Below are 14465 nucleotides of genomic sequence, written 5' to 3'. Positions count from 1 at the left end.
GACCATAGGTGGCAGACCCAGACAAGGCAACAAAGCCGCCGCACGGCAATCCCTCTGGCAACCGTTCTGGCAAAAGGTCTGGCGTCACTCCTCCAACAGGGTGCCAAGGCGCTCATAGGCTGTCAAAAACTCTTCCTTGAACTGCTGCACCACAGTCCCGGCGGACATTGTCTGGTTCATCAGGCCAACCCCCTGCCCGACCCAATAGGTCGCCAGATCCTGCGCTCCGGCGTGGCCGGTTTGCGAGATCTGATCTATCCGGTGCAACGCCGGTTCCGACACCAGGGTCTGCAAGGGCATCGGCAGCGGAGTGGGTGCCGTCTTGCCCTCCCAGGCCTCGGTCCAGGCGCTGACCAGTTGGCGCGAGGGCTTACCCGTGCGAGAGCGCGAGCGCACCGTGTCGCGACTGCTGGCCGCCAGCATCTTTTCCTTCACCACCGGGTTGGTTTCTGCCTCTGCGGTCGTCAGCCAGACCGAGCCACACCAGGCCCCCGCTGCGCCCATCGCCATGGCGGCCGCCATCTGGCCCCCGGTGGCAATGCCGCCCGCCGCCAGCACCGGCACGCCGGATCCGGCGATGGCCTGCACCACCTCGGGCACCAGAACCATGGTTGATACCTCACCGGTGTGGCCACCGGCCTCACCCCCTGCAGCGATGATCACATCTACCCCGGCTGCCACCTGCGCCCGAGCGTGCTGGGCCGTGCCCACCAGCGCACCAACCGCCACCCCCAGGGCCTTGCCGCGCTCCAGCATATCTTGGGGTGGCAACCCCAGCGCATTGGCGATCAACGCAATCGGGTGGGAAAAGGCCACATCCAGACTGCGCCGCGCCCCCTCAGCGCTGATGTTTTTACGAAACACCAGCCGGTCGGCCCGTGCGGGCTCCAGATCGCCCGGCTCCAGCCCGTGCTGTTGCAGCAGCGCACTGGCGAAATCCTTATGCCCCTCGGGGACCATGGCCAGAATCTCCGCATCCGAAAGACCCTCGCCCTTGGCCTCAAATTTGTTCGGCACGATAAGGTCAACACCATAGGGTTTGCCCTTCACCTGGGCATCAATCCAAGACAGCTCTTCTTCCAGCTCTTCGGGTGACATCATCGCGGCGCCAAACACCCCCATACCACCCGCATTGGTGACGGCGGCCACCACGTCGCGACAATGGGAAAAGGCAAAAAGCGGAAACTCAATGCCAAGCCGCTTGCAAAGGTCCGAGTTCATGTTGTGCCCTCCTGTTTCGCGTTATCCTGATTGATCTGCACCAGCAAATCGCCTGCCTTCACCTGGTTTGGAGCCGTGACTGCGACCTCGCTCACCGTGCCTGCAACCTCGGCCAGGATCTCGTGCTGCATTTTCATCGCCTCCAGCACCGCCAGCCGGGTGCCAATCTCAACCCGGTCGCCAGGGCTGACGCTGAGATCCAGCAGGTTGCCATGCATCGGCGCCCGGGTCGCGCCGCCCCCCGCAGCAGCTGCAGCGCCCTGGTCCGCCAGCACCCGGGTCACCTTCAAAATCCGCGCCCCGGTCGCCAGATAAAGATCATCCCCCACCATCAGATGGCGGCGCAGATCCAGTCGCAGCCCATCCAACCGCAGGCAATCGCCCTGGTGATCCAAATGATGCTCCGCCGCGCCGACCAGCACGCGGATGCCATCACGACCCTGGCGTAGCTGCACCGTCACAGGATCGCCTCCGGCCTCCAGTACCATTCGCGCCTGCAACGCCCCCTGACTGGACCAGCCAAGCAGATCTGCCGGGATGGTGGCCTGTTGAGCCATTGCCGCCTGATCGGCGCGATAGATCAGCCCCGCTGCCAGCGCCAGATCGGCGCTGGTGACCTCGGGCGGCAGAAGTGGATCAAAGTGGTCACTGATAAAACCAGTGGTGGCCGCCCCTGTGGCAAATTCCCCATGGCTGAGAACATCAATCAGAAAATCACGGTTGCAGGCAGGCCCAAAAATCACCGTATCGCGCAGCGCCGCAATCAAGCGCTCCAGCGCCTCGCCGCGCGTGGATCCATGGGCGATGAGTTTGGCCAGCATAGGGTCATAAAAAGCAGAGACTTCCTGCCCGGAGGTAATCCCCGCATCCACCCGGATGCCCGGCCCGCTGGGCGGCTGCCAGAGACTGATCCCGCCGGATTGAGGCAAAAACCCCTGGCTGGCGTCTTCGGCGTAGAGCCGCACCTCGATGGCATGGCCGGTCAGCGCCACGTCGTGTTGCGCCAGCCCCAGCGCCTGACCACGCGCCGCGCGGATCTGCAGCGCCACCAGATCGAGCCCCGTGACCATCTCCGTTACCGGGTGTTCCACCTGCAGGCGGGTGTTCATCTCCAGAAAGTAAAAAGCCCCATCGGCATCCAGCAGGAACTCCACCGTTCCGGCCCCCAGATAGCTGACAGCGCGGGCCGCAGCCACCGCAGCCGCACCCATTTCGGCGCGCAGCTCAGGCGTCATCACCGGACAGGGGGCCTCTTCCACCACCTTCTGATGGCGGCGCTGCACCGAGCAGTCGCGCTCGCCCAGGTGGATGGTATTGCCACTGGCATCAGCAAAGATCTGGATCTCCACGTGACGCGGGCGCATCACCGCCTTTTCCAGGATCATCTCATCCGAGCCAAAGGCCGACAGGGCTTCGCTTTTGGCCAGATCCAAAGCCGGTGCAAAACCTTCGGGGGCGGTGACCAGCCGCATGCCACGGCCGCCGCCCCCTGCCGCCGCCTTGATCATTACCGGATAGCCAATCCCTGCCGCCTCTGCCGCCAGCACAGCCGGTGACTGATCTGCCCCCTCATAGCCGGGAACGCAGGGAACCCCTGCTTCGATCATGCGCCGTTTGGCGGCTGCTTTGTTGCCCATCAGAGCAATGGACTCAGCGCTGGGGCCAATAAACGTAAGGCCAGCCGCAGTGCAGGCGCGGGCAAATTCGGCATTCTCCGACAAGAAGCCATAGCCGGGGTGCACCGCCTGCGCGCCTGCCTCCTGTGCCGCGGCCAGAACCTTGGATGCATCCAGATAGCTGTCGCCCACCGGGCCGGTGCCAATGCAGATGGCGCGATCAGCAAAACCCACATGCGGGCTCCCTGCGTCGGCTTCGGTATACACCGCCACGCAAGTCATCCCCATCGCGCGCGCCGTGCGCATGATACGCAGGGCGATCTCGCCACGATTGGCCACCAGGATTGAATTAAACTCGGTCATATTCTGCTCCTCTCCCATCAGGCCCGCCCCACGCCAAAGGCATTGGGGTTGAGATCACGGCGGCGCGCCTCCCTGCAGGTGGCGAGACAAAAACCAATCACCTCCCGGCTGTCGCGCGGATCAATCATGCCCATGTCCAGCATCCGCCCGGAGGTGAAAAACGCATCCGACTGACTATCAAAATGCGCCGCGATCCCGGCGCTTTGCTTGGCCAGGCGGGCTTCGTCCACCGGGATGCCTTTGCGCGCAGCGGTGCGCCGCGCCACCTGTTCCATGGTCAGAGCCGCCTGTTCGCCCCCCATCACCCCGGTCATGGCATTGGGCCAGGTGAACAGGAAATCCGCGCCAAAGGCATGACCACACATGCCATAGTTGCCGGCGCCAAAACTGGCCCCGGTATAGAGCGAGATCTTGGGCACCCGCAGGTTGGTCACCGCCTGGATCATCTTGGAGCCATGTTTGATCATGCCCGCGCGCTCATAGGCGGTACCAACCATATAGCCGGTGGTATTGCCCAGAAAGATCACCGGGGTGCCCGCCTGATCCATCACCTGCAGGAAATGCGTTGCCTTGGTGGCACCGTCAGGATCAATGGGGCCGTTATTGCCAAGAATGCCGACGGGCTGGCCCATGATATGCGCCTGCAGGCAGACCAGCGCCGGGCCATAATCCGGCTTGAAATCCCGCAGCCGAGAGCCATCCACCAGCCGCGCGGCCAGCTCGCGCATGTCATAGGGTTTGCGGTAGTCCGCCGGGATGGCCCCGGCCAACTCCTCGCTGTCATATTTGGGCGGATCATAGGCGACGGCGGGGTCGGCGCAGTTTTGCCAGCCCAGACCGGCCACCACATCGCGGGCAATCTCCAGACCATGGGCATCATCCTCGGCGAGGTATTCCACCAGGCCGGTGACCTCTGCGTGCATCTCGGCGCCGCCCAGGTCGGCATCCTCGGCGATTTCTCCGGTTGCGGCCTGAACCAGCGCCGCCCCGGCCAGCATCGCCATACCGTTGCCCTTAACCCCGATCACATAGTCCGACAGCCCCGGCTGATAGGCGCCGCCAGCGGTCGAGGCCCCGTGCAGAACGGTGATCACCGGATTGCCCGCCGCCGAGAGCCGCGCCAGACCGGCAAACATGCCGCCGCCATGGGCCCAGAGCTCAACCGTGTAGCGGGTCAGATCTGCACCGGCGCTTTCAACCAGATGCACAAAGGGCAGCTTTTGCTTCAACGCGATATCAATGGCGCCCAGCGCCTTATCCACCGATTTGCCGGTCATTGCCCCGGCATTGATGCCGGCATCATCCACAAAGACCATGCAACGCACCCCAGCCACATAGCCAATCCCCAGAATGATCGAGGCCCCGGGGATCGAGGTCTCAGGATCCGGGTCGTCCACCAGATAGGAGGCCATGTTGTAGAGCTCAAGAAATGGCAAGCCCGGGTCGAGCAAGGCCGCCAGACGTTCCCGTGGCGACAGCTGGCCGCGTTTATCAAACACCGGGCGACGCTGCTCTGATTTTGCTGCAGCACGGGCTTCCAAGCTGCGCATCCGGTCCACCTGCGCCAGCATATCGGCGCGGTTCTGGGCATAGCTGTCGCTGGCGGTATTGATCCTGCTTTGAAAAGCCTTCATCCACATGTCCTCATCGGGTTGATCGTAGAAATCGCAGCCCCAAAGCCGCGACCAGCGCACCAGAGATCCTGCTGCATCTTTTTATTGTGATACATCATTCCCCCCGCAGCCGTGCCAGCAGATCCGCATCGACTGCGATAGGTGCCGCCAGCAGCAGCTGGGCATAGCCCTTGGCCTGCGGGTCATTGCGCAGGGACGAGGTGCCGCCACCGCCTAGCGCGCCGTGCAAAAGGATATTCATCGAGGCAGAGCCAGGCAGGTAGAACCGCTCTATCGCCTCCGCCCCGGCCCCTTCCAGGAAATGGTCAAACACCTGGTGCAAATGCGCTGGCGTCAGACCCGCCCAGATCCAGGGCATCCAGGCGGGATCGCGTGCCATCACGCCGATATTGGCGATATCGCCCTTGTCGCCGCTGCGGGCCCAGGCCAGGTCGACCAGGGGCACCTGGACATAGGTTGCCGCCTGCGGGGCCTGCGGCAGGTTTGGCCGCGGTGTCACAGCCACAGCAGGACCTTTGACCTCCGGGCACTGCACCTCGCCCGCCTCGTCCAGCAGGCGCTGCTGAACCTGCGGCTTGGGGGTAAGGTAGGAGAACAGCGCCAGCACCGGCGAGGGCTTGGGCCGCGCCCCCGCAAAGCCGCTCAACCCCGGCGGTGTTGCCAGACCCAGACCGGTGGCCTCTTTCAGAAACAGGGCCACGGCGCGGGCCTCCTGGTGGCGTACCGCAATCTTGACCGCCACCTCACGCTGGGGGGGCAGGTCGCGCTTGTTGCCAAACTGGCTTTCAGTGCCCAGCAGTTCCACACTGACATCGGTGTAATCCGGCGCCTGCATGCGCTGCAGCGCCGCGCGGCAGCGCTTTAACACCGTATCGGCAAAGAGCTGAGCCTTCTCTTCGGCTTCCAGACCATAGAAGGTGAAAATATGTCCCGAGCGAAAGCCATCGGCCCAGGTCAGGCAGGTCTTGTAACTGTCTGGCACTCCCAGCCCCCGCGCACCTGAGACCAGAACCCGGTCCGGCGCGACCTCCTGCAACACCACCTCAGAGAAATCACAAGCCACATCCGGCAACAGATAGGCCTGTGGATCGCCGATTTCATAGAGCATCTGTTCGCCGACGGTCCCGCGTGAAACCAACCCGCCTGTGCCTTCCGGCTTGCTCACCTCAAAGCTGCCATCCCGGCGGATCTCAGCGATGGGATAGCCGATCTCTGCCAGGTTTTCTGCCACCAAGCGCCAGTCGGTGAAATTGCCACCGGTGGCCTGCGGGCCGCATTCCAGAATATGCCCGGCCAGGCTACCGCCGGCCAAGGCATCCAGATCAGTGGCGGTCCAGCCAAAATGATGAATTGCCGCGCCCAGAGTCACCGCACTGTCGACACAGCGCCCGGTCACCACAATATCGGCGCCGCGATCCAGCGCGGCGGCAATGGGAAAGGCGCCAAGATAGGCGTTGATACTGGCAATCTTGTCCACCGGTGGCAAAGATGTGCCCCGAAACATGTCCCGTGGTGCGGCCTCGACGATCTGCTCTGCCTGGGCCAATAGATCATCGCCGGTGACGACAGCAACCTTTAGCGTGACCCCCTGCTTTTTGATCTCGGCCTCCAGAGCCGCCGCGCAGGCCTTTGGGTTCATACCACCGGCGTTAGACACAATTCGCACGCCTTGCTTGGCAATCTCGGCAAGGTTTGGTGCCATAGCCGCGCTGACAAAATCTGTGGCATAGCCCGTCTCGGGGTCTTTGGCCCGCGCCCGCGCCAGGATCGCCATGGTGATTTCGGCAAGGTAGTCATAGACAATAAAATCGAGCCCCGGAGAGGCCAAAAGCTGCGCCGTCGCAACGCTTGAATCTCCCCAGAAACCACTGGCACCACCAATGCGCAAATGCTGTGACATTCTCTCCCCCTTCTGGCAGGTTACAGGACAATACCGACCTGAAAGCCCTGAACAGACCGATCGTTCTGTTTTAATCTGGGCTAAGCATGTCCCTGCCTGCAACCTAAATCTGCCCGTGGCTCTTGACGACGTTAAGTCACTAAGCTCCCACCAATACGTTACAGGATTACGGATCTATGCGATAAATCGTTACGTTTTACTTGCCACGAATCACCAAGAGGCATAACACCGACCCCACGGTCGGCTTATTTTGCCGATAATTCAGGAGACGCGAACACCATGGATGCATTCATCTGCGATGCCACCCGAACCCCAATTGGCCGCTATGGCGGTGCCTTGTCTCAGGTGCGTACCGATGACTTGGCAGCCTCACCCATTGCGGCCCTTGCGGCGCGCAATCCGCAGGTTGACTGGGCCAGCATTGACGACGTGATCTTTGGCGACGCCAACCAGGCCGGCGAAAGCAACCGCAACGTGGCCCGCATGGCGGCCCTGTTGGCGGGTCTGCCTGTAGATGTGCCCGGCACCACCATCAACCGGCTCTGTGCCTCTGGAATGGACGCCGTGGGAATGGCCTCACGGGGGATCCGCGCGGGTGACTATGACATGGCCATCGCTGGCGGTGTCGAAAGCATGAGCCGCGCGCCTTTTGTAATGCCCAAGGCGACTTCGGCTTTTACCCGCGCCAATGCGGTCTATGACACCACCATCGGCTGGCGCTTTGTGAACAAGAAGATGCAGGCAATGTATGGCACCGACTCGATGCCACAGACTGCCGACAATGTTGCCACCGATTATGGCATCAGCCGCGAAGACCAGGATGCCTTTGCCGCCCGCAGCCAGGCCCGCTGGGCCGCCGCCCATGAGGCTGGCATCTTTAACGATGAAATCACGCCCGTATCCGTGCCCCAGCGCAAAGGGGATCCGCTGATTGTCGACACCGACGAGCACCCCCGCCCCGGCACCGGCGCCGACAAACTGGCCAAGCTGAAAGGCGTCAATGGCCCTGACCTGACCGTGACCGCCGGCAATGCCTCTGGCGTCAATGACGGTGCCGCCGCCATCCTGATGGCAAACGAGGCCGCAGCCGCCAAAAACGGCCTAAAGCCAATGGCGCGCATCGTCGGCATGGCCGCCGCCGGGGTTGAGCCCCGCGTCATGGGCATTGGCCCGGTGCCTGCCACCCGCAAAGTGCTGGCCCGCACCGGCCTGACCATTGATCAGATGGATGTGATCGAGCTGAACGAGGCCTTTGCCTCGCAGGGGATTGCGACACTGCGTGAACTGGGCGTCGCCGATGACGCGGCCCATGTGAACCCCAACGGTGGCGCCATTGCCATCGGTCACCCTCTTGGCATGTCCGGCGCCCGTTTGGTGCTGACAGCCGCCTATCAACTGCAACGCACCGGTGGGCGCTATGCGCTGTGCACCATGTGTGTCGGCGTTGGTCAGGGCACCGCCCTGATCCTGGAACGCGTTTAAGCCAGCAACCCAATACGGGAGGAGCAAGTCATGTATGCACAGATGGTACAATCCGAAGCGAGCACCGATGATCCGGAAAAGCTGGCCGCTTTTCAGGCCCGCATTGATGCCGGTGAAAAGATCGAACCAAAGGATTGGATGCCTGCGGGATACCGCAAGACCCTGATCCGCCAGATCGGTCAGCATGCCCATTCGGAAATCGTCGGCCAGCTGCCTGAGGGCAACTGGATCACCCGCGCGCCCACCCTGGAGCGCAAGGCGATCCTCCTGGCCAAGGTACAGGATGAAGCCGGTCACGGTCTCTACCTTTACTGTGCCGCCGAAACCCTGGGGGTGAGCCGCGATGAGCTGACCGAGATGCTGCTGGATGGGCGGATGAAATATTCCTCCATCTTCAACTACCCAACCCTGAACTGGGCCGATATGGGCGCGGTGGGCTGGCTGGTGGATGGCGCTGCCATCATGAACCAGGTGCCATTGCAGCGGACTTCGTTTGGTCCCTATTCCCGCGCCATGATCCGGGTCTGCAAGGAAGAGAGCTTTCACGCGCGTCAGGGGTTTGACGCTATCCGCAAGATGGCTACCGGCACCCCTGCGCAAAAGAAGATGGCCCAGGATGCGGTCAATCGCCTGTGGTTCCCGGCACTGATGATGTTTGGTCCCTCGGATGCAGATTCCGTGCATTCGACCCAGTCGATGGCCTGGAAGATCAAGATGAACACCAATGACGAGCTGCGCCAAAAATTTGTCGATCAGACCGTGCCGCAGATCGAATATCTCGGGCTCGACCTGCCTGACGAAGGCATCAAATGGAACGAAGAGCGCGGTCACTATGACTACTCTGACCCCGACTGGTCCGAGTTCTTTGACGTGATCAAGGGCAATGGCCCCTGTAACACTGATCGGCTGGCGGCCCGCAACAAGGCCTGGAAAGACGGCCAATGGGTGCGGGATGGCCTGCTGGCCCATGCCCGCAAGAAAGCCGCGGCCAAGGTTGCCGCAGAATGAAACACCTGGCTGAAATCAATATCGCCCGGTTGAAACACGATTCTGATGATCAGCGTGTTGCGCCTTTCATGAACGCTTTGGACAAGATAAACGGCATTGCGGAACGTTCCGACGGGTTTCAGTGGCGCTATACCGATGACAGCGGCAATGCCACTGACACGCTGGTGATGAATGACCCACGCGTCATCGTGAATGTTTCGACCTGGGACCGGGTTGAAAACCTGGAGACATTTGTCTGGGGCACCATCCATCGGCAGTTTTACCAACGCCGCGACGAATGGTTCAACATGCTGGATTCCATGCATTTTGCCATGTGGTGGGTAGACCCCGGAACAACTCCCAGTGTTGAGGAAGCCATGGATCGGCTTGCCCATCTCGATGCCCATGGCAACAGTGATCACGCCTTTGGCTGGTCACATCTCCCCCAAGCCACGCGCTGGCGCAGCGCACAATGCAGCACCGTAGCAGCGGAGTAATCACATGAAAAACGAATGGCCCCTCTGGGAAATCTTTATCCGTGGTCAGCATGGCATGAGCCACCGTCACGTCGGCTCCTTGCATGCGCCGGACGCAGAAATGGCAATCAAAAACGCCCGCGACGTCTACACCCGCCGCAATGAGGGCGTGTCGATCTGGGTGGTTGAAGCCAACCATATCGCCGCCTCCTCGCCCAGCGACAAAGGCCCGCTCTATGAGCCTTCTGAAAGCAAGGTCTATCGTCATCCGACCTTCTTTGACATCCCCGACGAAGTGGGGGCGATGTAATGGCGGCCCCTCTCACAGATAATGAGGCCCTGTTTCAGTTCCTGCTGCGCATGGGCGACAATACCCTGATCCTTGGCCATCGGGTCAGCGAATGGTGTGGCCACGCGCCGGTGCTGGAAGAAGACATTGCCCTGGCAAATACCGCGCTGGATCTGATTGGTCAGACCCAGATGTGGCTGGGTCTCGCCGGTGAAGTTCAGGGCGAGGGAAAATCCGCTGACGATCTGGCGTTTCTGCGCGATGTCTGGGATTTCCGCAACCTGCTGCTGGTTGAAGTCCCAAACGAGGATTTTGGCCGCACCCTGATGCGCCAGTTCCTGTTTGACGCCTGGCATTCGATCCAGTTGGGGCATCTGATGAAATCCTCGGATGACCGCATTGCCGCGATCGCTGCCAAGACCAGCAAAGAGGTGACCTATCACCTGGAACGCTCTGCCGATACGGTTGTGGGCCTGGGCGACGGCACGGCGCAAAGCCATGATTTCATGCAGACAGCGCTGGATTATCTTTGGCCCTATGTCGGCGAGATGTTCACCTCTGACCCGGTCGATGCTGCCATGGTCAAGGCTGGTATCGCCCCGGATCCGGCCTCGCTGCGCGCCGATTATGACGTGCTGATCAAGCGGGTTCTGACAGAGGCCACCCTGACCATTCCGGACAGCGACTTTGCCCACAAAGGTGGCCGCACTGGCGCCATGCATACCGAGCACCTAGGCCATCTGTTGACCCATATGCAATGGCTGCAACGGGCCTATCCCGGCGCCAGCTGGTAAGTCTGAAAGCAATAATCTGAGGGCAGCTCCCGACCTCGGGTGGGGGGAAAACCCCCTTCCCTTTGCCAGAGACACATCTCTGGTTTGTCGGGGAGGGCCGGGGCTACCCAGCCTATCGTCCGGGCAAGCGTGCCAAAGAGGATAACCGCATGAGCCAAGTTACTACTCAGCCAAGCGTGGACCAGATCTGGGAATGGCTCGACGCTGTGCCCGATCCGGAAATTCCGGTGATCAGCCTGGTGGATCTGGGCATCATTCGCGGCGTGGAATGGCAGGGGGACACCCTGGTGGTCTCGGTCACGCCCACCTATTCCGGCTGCCCCGCCACCGCGATCATCAACCTGGATATTGAGACAGCGCTGCGCGATCACGGCCTGGATAAGATCCAGCTCAAAACCCAGATCTCGCCGCCCTGGACCACCGATTGGATGTCTGAAAAGGGCCGCGCAAAACTGGAAGAATTTGGCATTGCCCCACCGCAGGCCGCTGGCGGCCCGGAACGCTGCCCCAATTGCCAAAGCAAGAATGTCACCCGTGTGAGCCAGTTTGGCTCCACCCCCTGTAAGGCTCACTGGCGCTGCCAGGACTGTCTTGAACCCTTTGATTATTTCAAGTGCATCTGAGGAGAGCTCCATGGCGCGCTTCCACCAACTCGAAGTTACCGATGTCCGCAAAACCATCCGCGATGCGGTTGTGGTTTCCCTGAAGCCCGTCAATGGCGCGGCTGCGGAGTTTGATTTCACCCAAGGGCAGTACCTGACCTTCCGTCGCGATTTTGATGGCGAAGAGCTGCGCCGCAGCTATTCGATCTGTGCCGGCAAGGGCGATGGCATGTTGCAGGTGGGCATCAAACGGGTCGATGGCGGAGCCTTCTCCACCTGGGCCAATACCGAGCTGCAACCCGGTGACATGCTGGATGCAATGCCCCCCATGGGCAGCTTTTTCACCCCACTGGATGCCGCAACAGCAAAAAACTATCTGGGTTTTGCCGGCGGTTCCGGCGTCACCCCGGTGCTGTCGATCCTCAAGACCACCCTGGAGGCAGAGCCCGAGTCGACCTTTACGCTGGTCTATGCCAACAAAGGCGTCAACACGATCATGTTCCGCGAGGAGCTGGAAGATCTGAAAAACATCTATATGGGCCGCTTCAACGTGATCCATATCCTGGAATCCGACGCCCAGGAAATCGACCTGTTTACCGGTCTGGTCACCCAGGAAAAATGCGCTCAGCTGTTTGAACACTGGATTGATATCAAATCCGTAGACACCGCCTTTATCTGCGGACCAGAGCCAATGATGCTGGGCATCGCTGCCGCCCTGCGCAACGCAGGGCTGGAGGATGCGCAGATCAAATTCGAACTGTTCGCCAGTGCCCAGCCCGGGCGCGCCAAACGCAAACAAGGCGCCGCAGATGCCGCCAGTGCCGGCAATCAGGCCACCGCAGCGATCACCCTGGATGGCTCGACCCAGACGGTGCAGATGGGCAAGGACATGACCATCCTGGACGCCGCTTTGGAAAACGCCATGGATGCGCCCTATGCCTGCAAGGCCGGGGTCTGCTCCACCTGTCGCTGCAAGGTGATCGAGGGCGAAGTGGAGATGGTCGCCAATCACGCCCTTGAGGACTACGAGGTCGAAAAAGGCTATGTCCTGTCCTGTCAGGCCTTTCCGGTGACCGACAGGGTTGTTGTCGATTACGATCAGTAACGCGTTTAAAAGGAAGGCTATTTCATGACCGAGGACATGAGCATCAAAAGCTATCTCGCCCAGGGAGGCATGTTGAGCAATCCCGCCAATGTGCCACCGCGCTACCGCGCCGCCCTGCTGAAACTGATGGCCACCTTTGTCGACAGCGAACTGGCGGGTGCCGCTGGTTTTGCCGAGATCATCAACGAAGGCCCCGGCATCAAGGCCCGTATTGCCGCTGCCAAAATCGTGCTGGAGAAGAGCGACAACGCCGATCGCGTGCTGCGGATCATGGGGGAATTTGGCGCCGATACTGAACGCTATGCAGATCACCACCCCTGGACCGCGCGCCTGGGGCGCGATGCTGATATCGGCCAACAGCGCTCGGACCATGACATGCGGCTGGCGGTGTTCAACTACCCGCTGGAAGGCTGGGCGGATGCAGTGGTGATGAACCTGTTGATGGGCCGGGCCGTCGCCGTACAGCTGGCTGAATTCTCGCTGATCTCCTATCAGCCTCTGGCCGAGGTGTTTCGCGCTCTGGCTCCGATCGAAGCCCGCCATGCGGAATTGGCGGAGGAAGGTCTGGAACGGCTGATAGAAGATTCCGGCAAGGGCGATTTACAGGCCTCGGTTGACTACTGGTGGCCACGTGTTGCCGTCAGCTTTGGCAGTGAAGACTCAGCCAAGTTTGAAGAGCTGAAGGCTCTGGGCCTGCGTCGCACCCCCAACGGCGAGCTCAAAACCCGCTGGCAGGCAGAAGCAGGCGCCAAACTGGCAAGACTGGGCCTGACACGGCCCTCCTGACAGGCAGCTTCACTTGCGGCAGCTCACAGGTGGGACAGCTCACTTGGCGCAGCGCCGGCTGCCGCGAGAGGGGCAGAGCCAAATGCTCCCGCCAGGGGACATGGTGCATCACAGATGCCCCGCCCCTGTTGGGCCCCGCGCGCCTATCGGCGCGCGGTTTCGCTTGGGGCACGGTACCTGCAAGAGCGTCTCAGAGCCTGGCGCAATTGCCGAATAAATGTGAGCAAGCGCGAAGGCTGCCCAACAAAAAGGTCTGGCCCTATGACCCTTTTCCTCCTAGATTCGCCGCACGTGAAACGCAGGGGGACATCATGGCTGCAGGCACAAATATTCGCACCTATTTTCAAGGTCGCTGGCATGATGGCAATATTGCCCTGCTGAAAGCCGCAGACCACGCAATGTGGTTGGGGTCTTCCGTGTTTGATGGCGCCCGCTTCTTTGAGGGCATGACCCCCGATCTGGACCTGCATTGCGCCCGCACCAATGCCTCGGCTGAGGCCTTGATGATGCGCCCCACGGTGAAAACCGCTGAAATGGTCGACATCGCGCTGGAAGGCCTGAAGGGCTTTGCACCCGGATCTGCGGTCTATATCCGCCCAATGTATTGGGCCACCGACGGCGATCCGACGACCATTGCCCCAGCGCCAGAGAGCACTGAATTTGCCCTCTGCCTGGAAGAAATCCCCATGGCACCGGCAGAGGCCAGCGCAACCCTGACACGCACCCGGTTTCGCCGCCCGGTGATGGAGAATGCGGTTGTCAATGCAAAGGCCGGATGCCTGTATCCCAACAATGCGCGGATGCTGCGCGAGGCCCGCAGCAAAGGCTTCAGCAATGCCCTGGCGCTGGACGCGATGGGCAATGTGGCAGAAACAGCAACGGCCAACCTCTTTATGGTCCGCGACGGAGAGGTCTTTACCCCGATCCCAAACGGGACTTTCTTGGCCGGAATTACCCGTGCGCGCCATATCGCCAACCTGCGTGCGGATGGGGTCACCGTACATGAAACCGTGCTGAGCGTGCAGGATTTTGAAGCCGCCGACGAGGTCTTCATGTCGGGCAACATGAGCAAAGTGACCCCCGTTACCGGTTTTGACGCGTGCACATACCAGATTGGGCCAGTCACAAAACGCGTTCGGGAGCTGTATTGGGACTGGGCCTCGAGCCAGTCGTAACCTGTCTCTCCTGCGCCCCGGTGCAACCTGCCCGA

General features: G+C 61.3%; 13 protein-coding genes. 9 read left to right on the top strand and 4 right to left on the bottom strand.

The window, feature by feature from the left end:
- Positions 1 to 84: 84 nt before the first annotated feature.
- The 4 genes from N1037_04610 to N1037_04595 form a co-directional block, all read right to left on the bottom strand.
- Positions 85 to 1221, bottom strand: coding sequence for a nitronate monooxygenase (locus N1037_04610; GenBank protein ID UWS80319.1), 1137 nt, complete (start codon positions 1219 to 1221; stop codon positions 85 to 87).
- Complete coding sequence (locus N1037_04605) at positions 1218 to 3200, bottom strand: ATP-grasp domain-containing protein (protein UWS80318.1); 1983 nt, start codon at positions 3198 to 3200, stop codon at positions 1218 to 1220. The genes N1037_04610 and N1037_04605 overlap by 4 nt, the downstream gene beginning before the upstream one ends.
- A gap of 17 nt (positions 3201 to 3217) precedes the next feature.
- On the bottom strand, positions 3218 to 4834 hold the full coding sequence (locus tag N1037_04600) for an acyl-CoA carboxylase subunit beta (GenBank protein UWS81306.1): 1617 nt from the start codon (positions 4832 to 4834) through the stop codon (positions 3218 to 3220).
- A 94-nt stretch (positions 4835 to 4928) separates the two neighbouring features.
- Positions 4929 to 6734 (bottom strand): DUF1446 domain-containing protein, encoded by a 1806-nt coding sequence (locus tag N1037_04595; protein UWS80317.1) that lies wholly within the window; start codon positions 6732 to 6734, stop codon positions 4929 to 4931.
- A 279-nt stretch (positions 6735 to 7013) separates the two neighbouring features.
- On the opposite strand from N1037_04595, the gene pcaF reads away from it, so the two are divergent.
- The 9 genes from pcaF (at position 7014) to N1037_04550 (ending at position 14430) form a co-directional block, all read left to right on the top strand.
- Entirely contained in the window at positions 7014 to 8216 is a 1203-nt protein-coding gene (gene pcaF / locus N1037_04590; GenBank protein UWS80316.1) for a 3-oxoadipyl-CoA thiolase, read from the top strand.
- A 30-nt stretch (positions 8217 to 8246) separates the two neighbouring features.
- Positions 8247 to 9224: a 1,2-phenylacetyl-CoA epoxidase subunit A gene (gene paaA, locus N1037_04585; GenBank protein ID UWS80315.1), complete on the top strand. Its 978-nt coding sequence runs from the start codon at positions 8247 to 8249 to the stop codon at positions 9222 to 9224.
- Positions 9221 to 9700: a DUF3291 domain-containing protein gene (locus N1037_04580; GenBank protein ID UWS80314.1), complete on the top strand. Its 480-nt coding sequence runs from the start codon at positions 9221 to 9223 to the stop codon at positions 9698 to 9700. The genes paaA and N1037_04580 overlap by 4 nt, the downstream gene beginning before the upstream one ends.
- 4 nt (positions 9701 to 9704) lie before the next feature.
- Positions 9705 to 9989, top strand: a complete 285-nt coding sequence (paaB, locus tag N1037_04575) for a 1,2-phenylacetyl-CoA epoxidase subunit B (GenBank protein ID UWS80313.1) — start codon at positions 9705 to 9707, stop codon at positions 9987 to 9989.
- Complete coding sequence (paaC, locus tag N1037_04570) at positions 9989 to 10762, top strand: phenylacetate-CoA oxygenase subunit PaaC (protein UWS80312.1); 774 nt, start codon at positions 9989 to 9991, stop codon at positions 10760 to 10762. Before paaB ends, paaC begins: the two co-directional genes overlap by 1 nt.
- Positions 10763 to 10911: 149 nt before the next feature.
- Positions 10912 to 11385, top strand: coding sequence for a phenylacetate-CoA oxygenase subunit PaaJ (paaJ, locus tag N1037_04565; GenBank protein ID UWS80311.1), 474 nt, complete (start codon positions 10912 to 10914; stop codon positions 11383 to 11385).
- Positions 11386 to 11395: 10 nt separating this feature from the next.
- Entirely contained in the window at positions 11396 to 12469 is a 1074-nt protein-coding gene (locus N1037_04560; GenBank protein ID UWS80310.1) for a 2Fe-2S iron-sulfur cluster-binding protein, read from the top strand.
- Between the two features lie 24 nt (positions 12470 to 12493).
- Positions 12494 to 13255, top strand: coding sequence for a phenylacetate-CoA oxygenase subunit PaaI (locus N1037_04555; protein UWS80309.1), 762 nt, complete (start codon positions 12494 to 12496; stop codon positions 13253 to 13255).
- 311 nt (positions 13256 to 13566) lie between these two features.
- The gene (locus tag N1037_04550) at positions 13567 to 14430 is read left to right on the top strand and encodes a branched-chain amino acid aminotransferase (protein ID UWS80308.1); all 864 of its coding nucleotides are present in this window, start codon (positions 13567 to 13569) and stop codon (positions 14428 to 14430) included.
- The last annotated feature ends 35 nt before the right edge of the window (positions 14431 to 14465 follow it).

The organism is Phaeobacter sp. G2 (assembly GCA_025163595.1).
Classification (GTDB): domain Bacteria; phylum Pseudomonadota; class Alphaproteobacteria; order Rhodobacterales; family Rhodobacteraceae; genus Pseudophaeobacter.
Note: the sequence above shows the minus strand (reverse complement) of the source record. Positions and strands in the feature narration are given on the sequence as shown.

Bases quoted from the DNA above. Each gene is read 5' to 3' on its own strand.
- N1037_04610 (UWS80319.1), bottom strand. From the start codon at position 1,221: ATGAACTCGGACCTTTGCAAGCGGCTTGGCATTGAGTTTCCGCTTTTT.
- N1037_04605 (UWS80318.1), bottom strand. From the start codon at position 3,200: ATGACCGAGTTTAATTCAATCCTGGTGGCCAATCGTGGCGAGATCGCC.
- N1037_04600 (UWS81306.1), bottom strand. From the start codon at position 4,834: ATGAAGGCTTTTCAAAGCAGGATCAATACCGCCAGCGACAGCTATGCC.
- N1037_04595 (UWS80317.1), bottom strand. From the start codon at position 6,734: ATGTCACAGCATTTGCGCATTGGTGGTGCCAGTGGTTTCTGGGGAGAT.
- pcaF (UWS80316.1), top strand. From the start codon at position 7,014: ATGGATGCATTCATCTGCGATGCCACCCGAACCCCAATTGGCCGCTAT.
- paaA (UWS80315.1), top strand. From the start codon at position 8,247: ATGTATGCACAGATGGTACAATCCGAAGCGAGCACCGATGATCCGGAA.
- N1037_04580 (UWS80314.1), top strand. From the start codon at position 9,221: ATGAAACACCTGGCTGAAATCAATATCGCCCGGTTGAAACACGATTCT.
- paaB (UWS80313.1), top strand. From the start codon at position 9,705: ATGAAAAACGAATGGCCCCTCTGGGAAATCTTTATCCGTGGTCAGCAT.
- paaC (UWS80312.1), top strand. From the start codon at position 9,989: ATGGCGGCCCCTCTCACAGATAATGAGGCCCTGTTTCAGTTCCTGCTG.
- paaJ (UWS80311.1), top strand. From the start codon at position 10,912: ATGAGCCAAGTTACTACTCAGCCAAGCGTGGACCAGATCTGGGAATGG.
- N1037_04560 (UWS80310.1), top strand. From the start codon at position 11,396: ATGGCGCGCTTCCACCAACTCGAAGTTACCGATGTCCGCAAAACCATC.
- N1037_04555 (UWS80309.1), top strand. From the start codon at position 12,494: ATGACCGAGGACATGAGCATCAAAAGCTATCTCGCCCAGGGAGGCATG.
- N1037_04550 (UWS80308.1), top strand. From the start codon at position 13,567: ATGGCTGCAGGCACAAATATTCGCACCTATTTTCAAGGTCGCTGGCAT.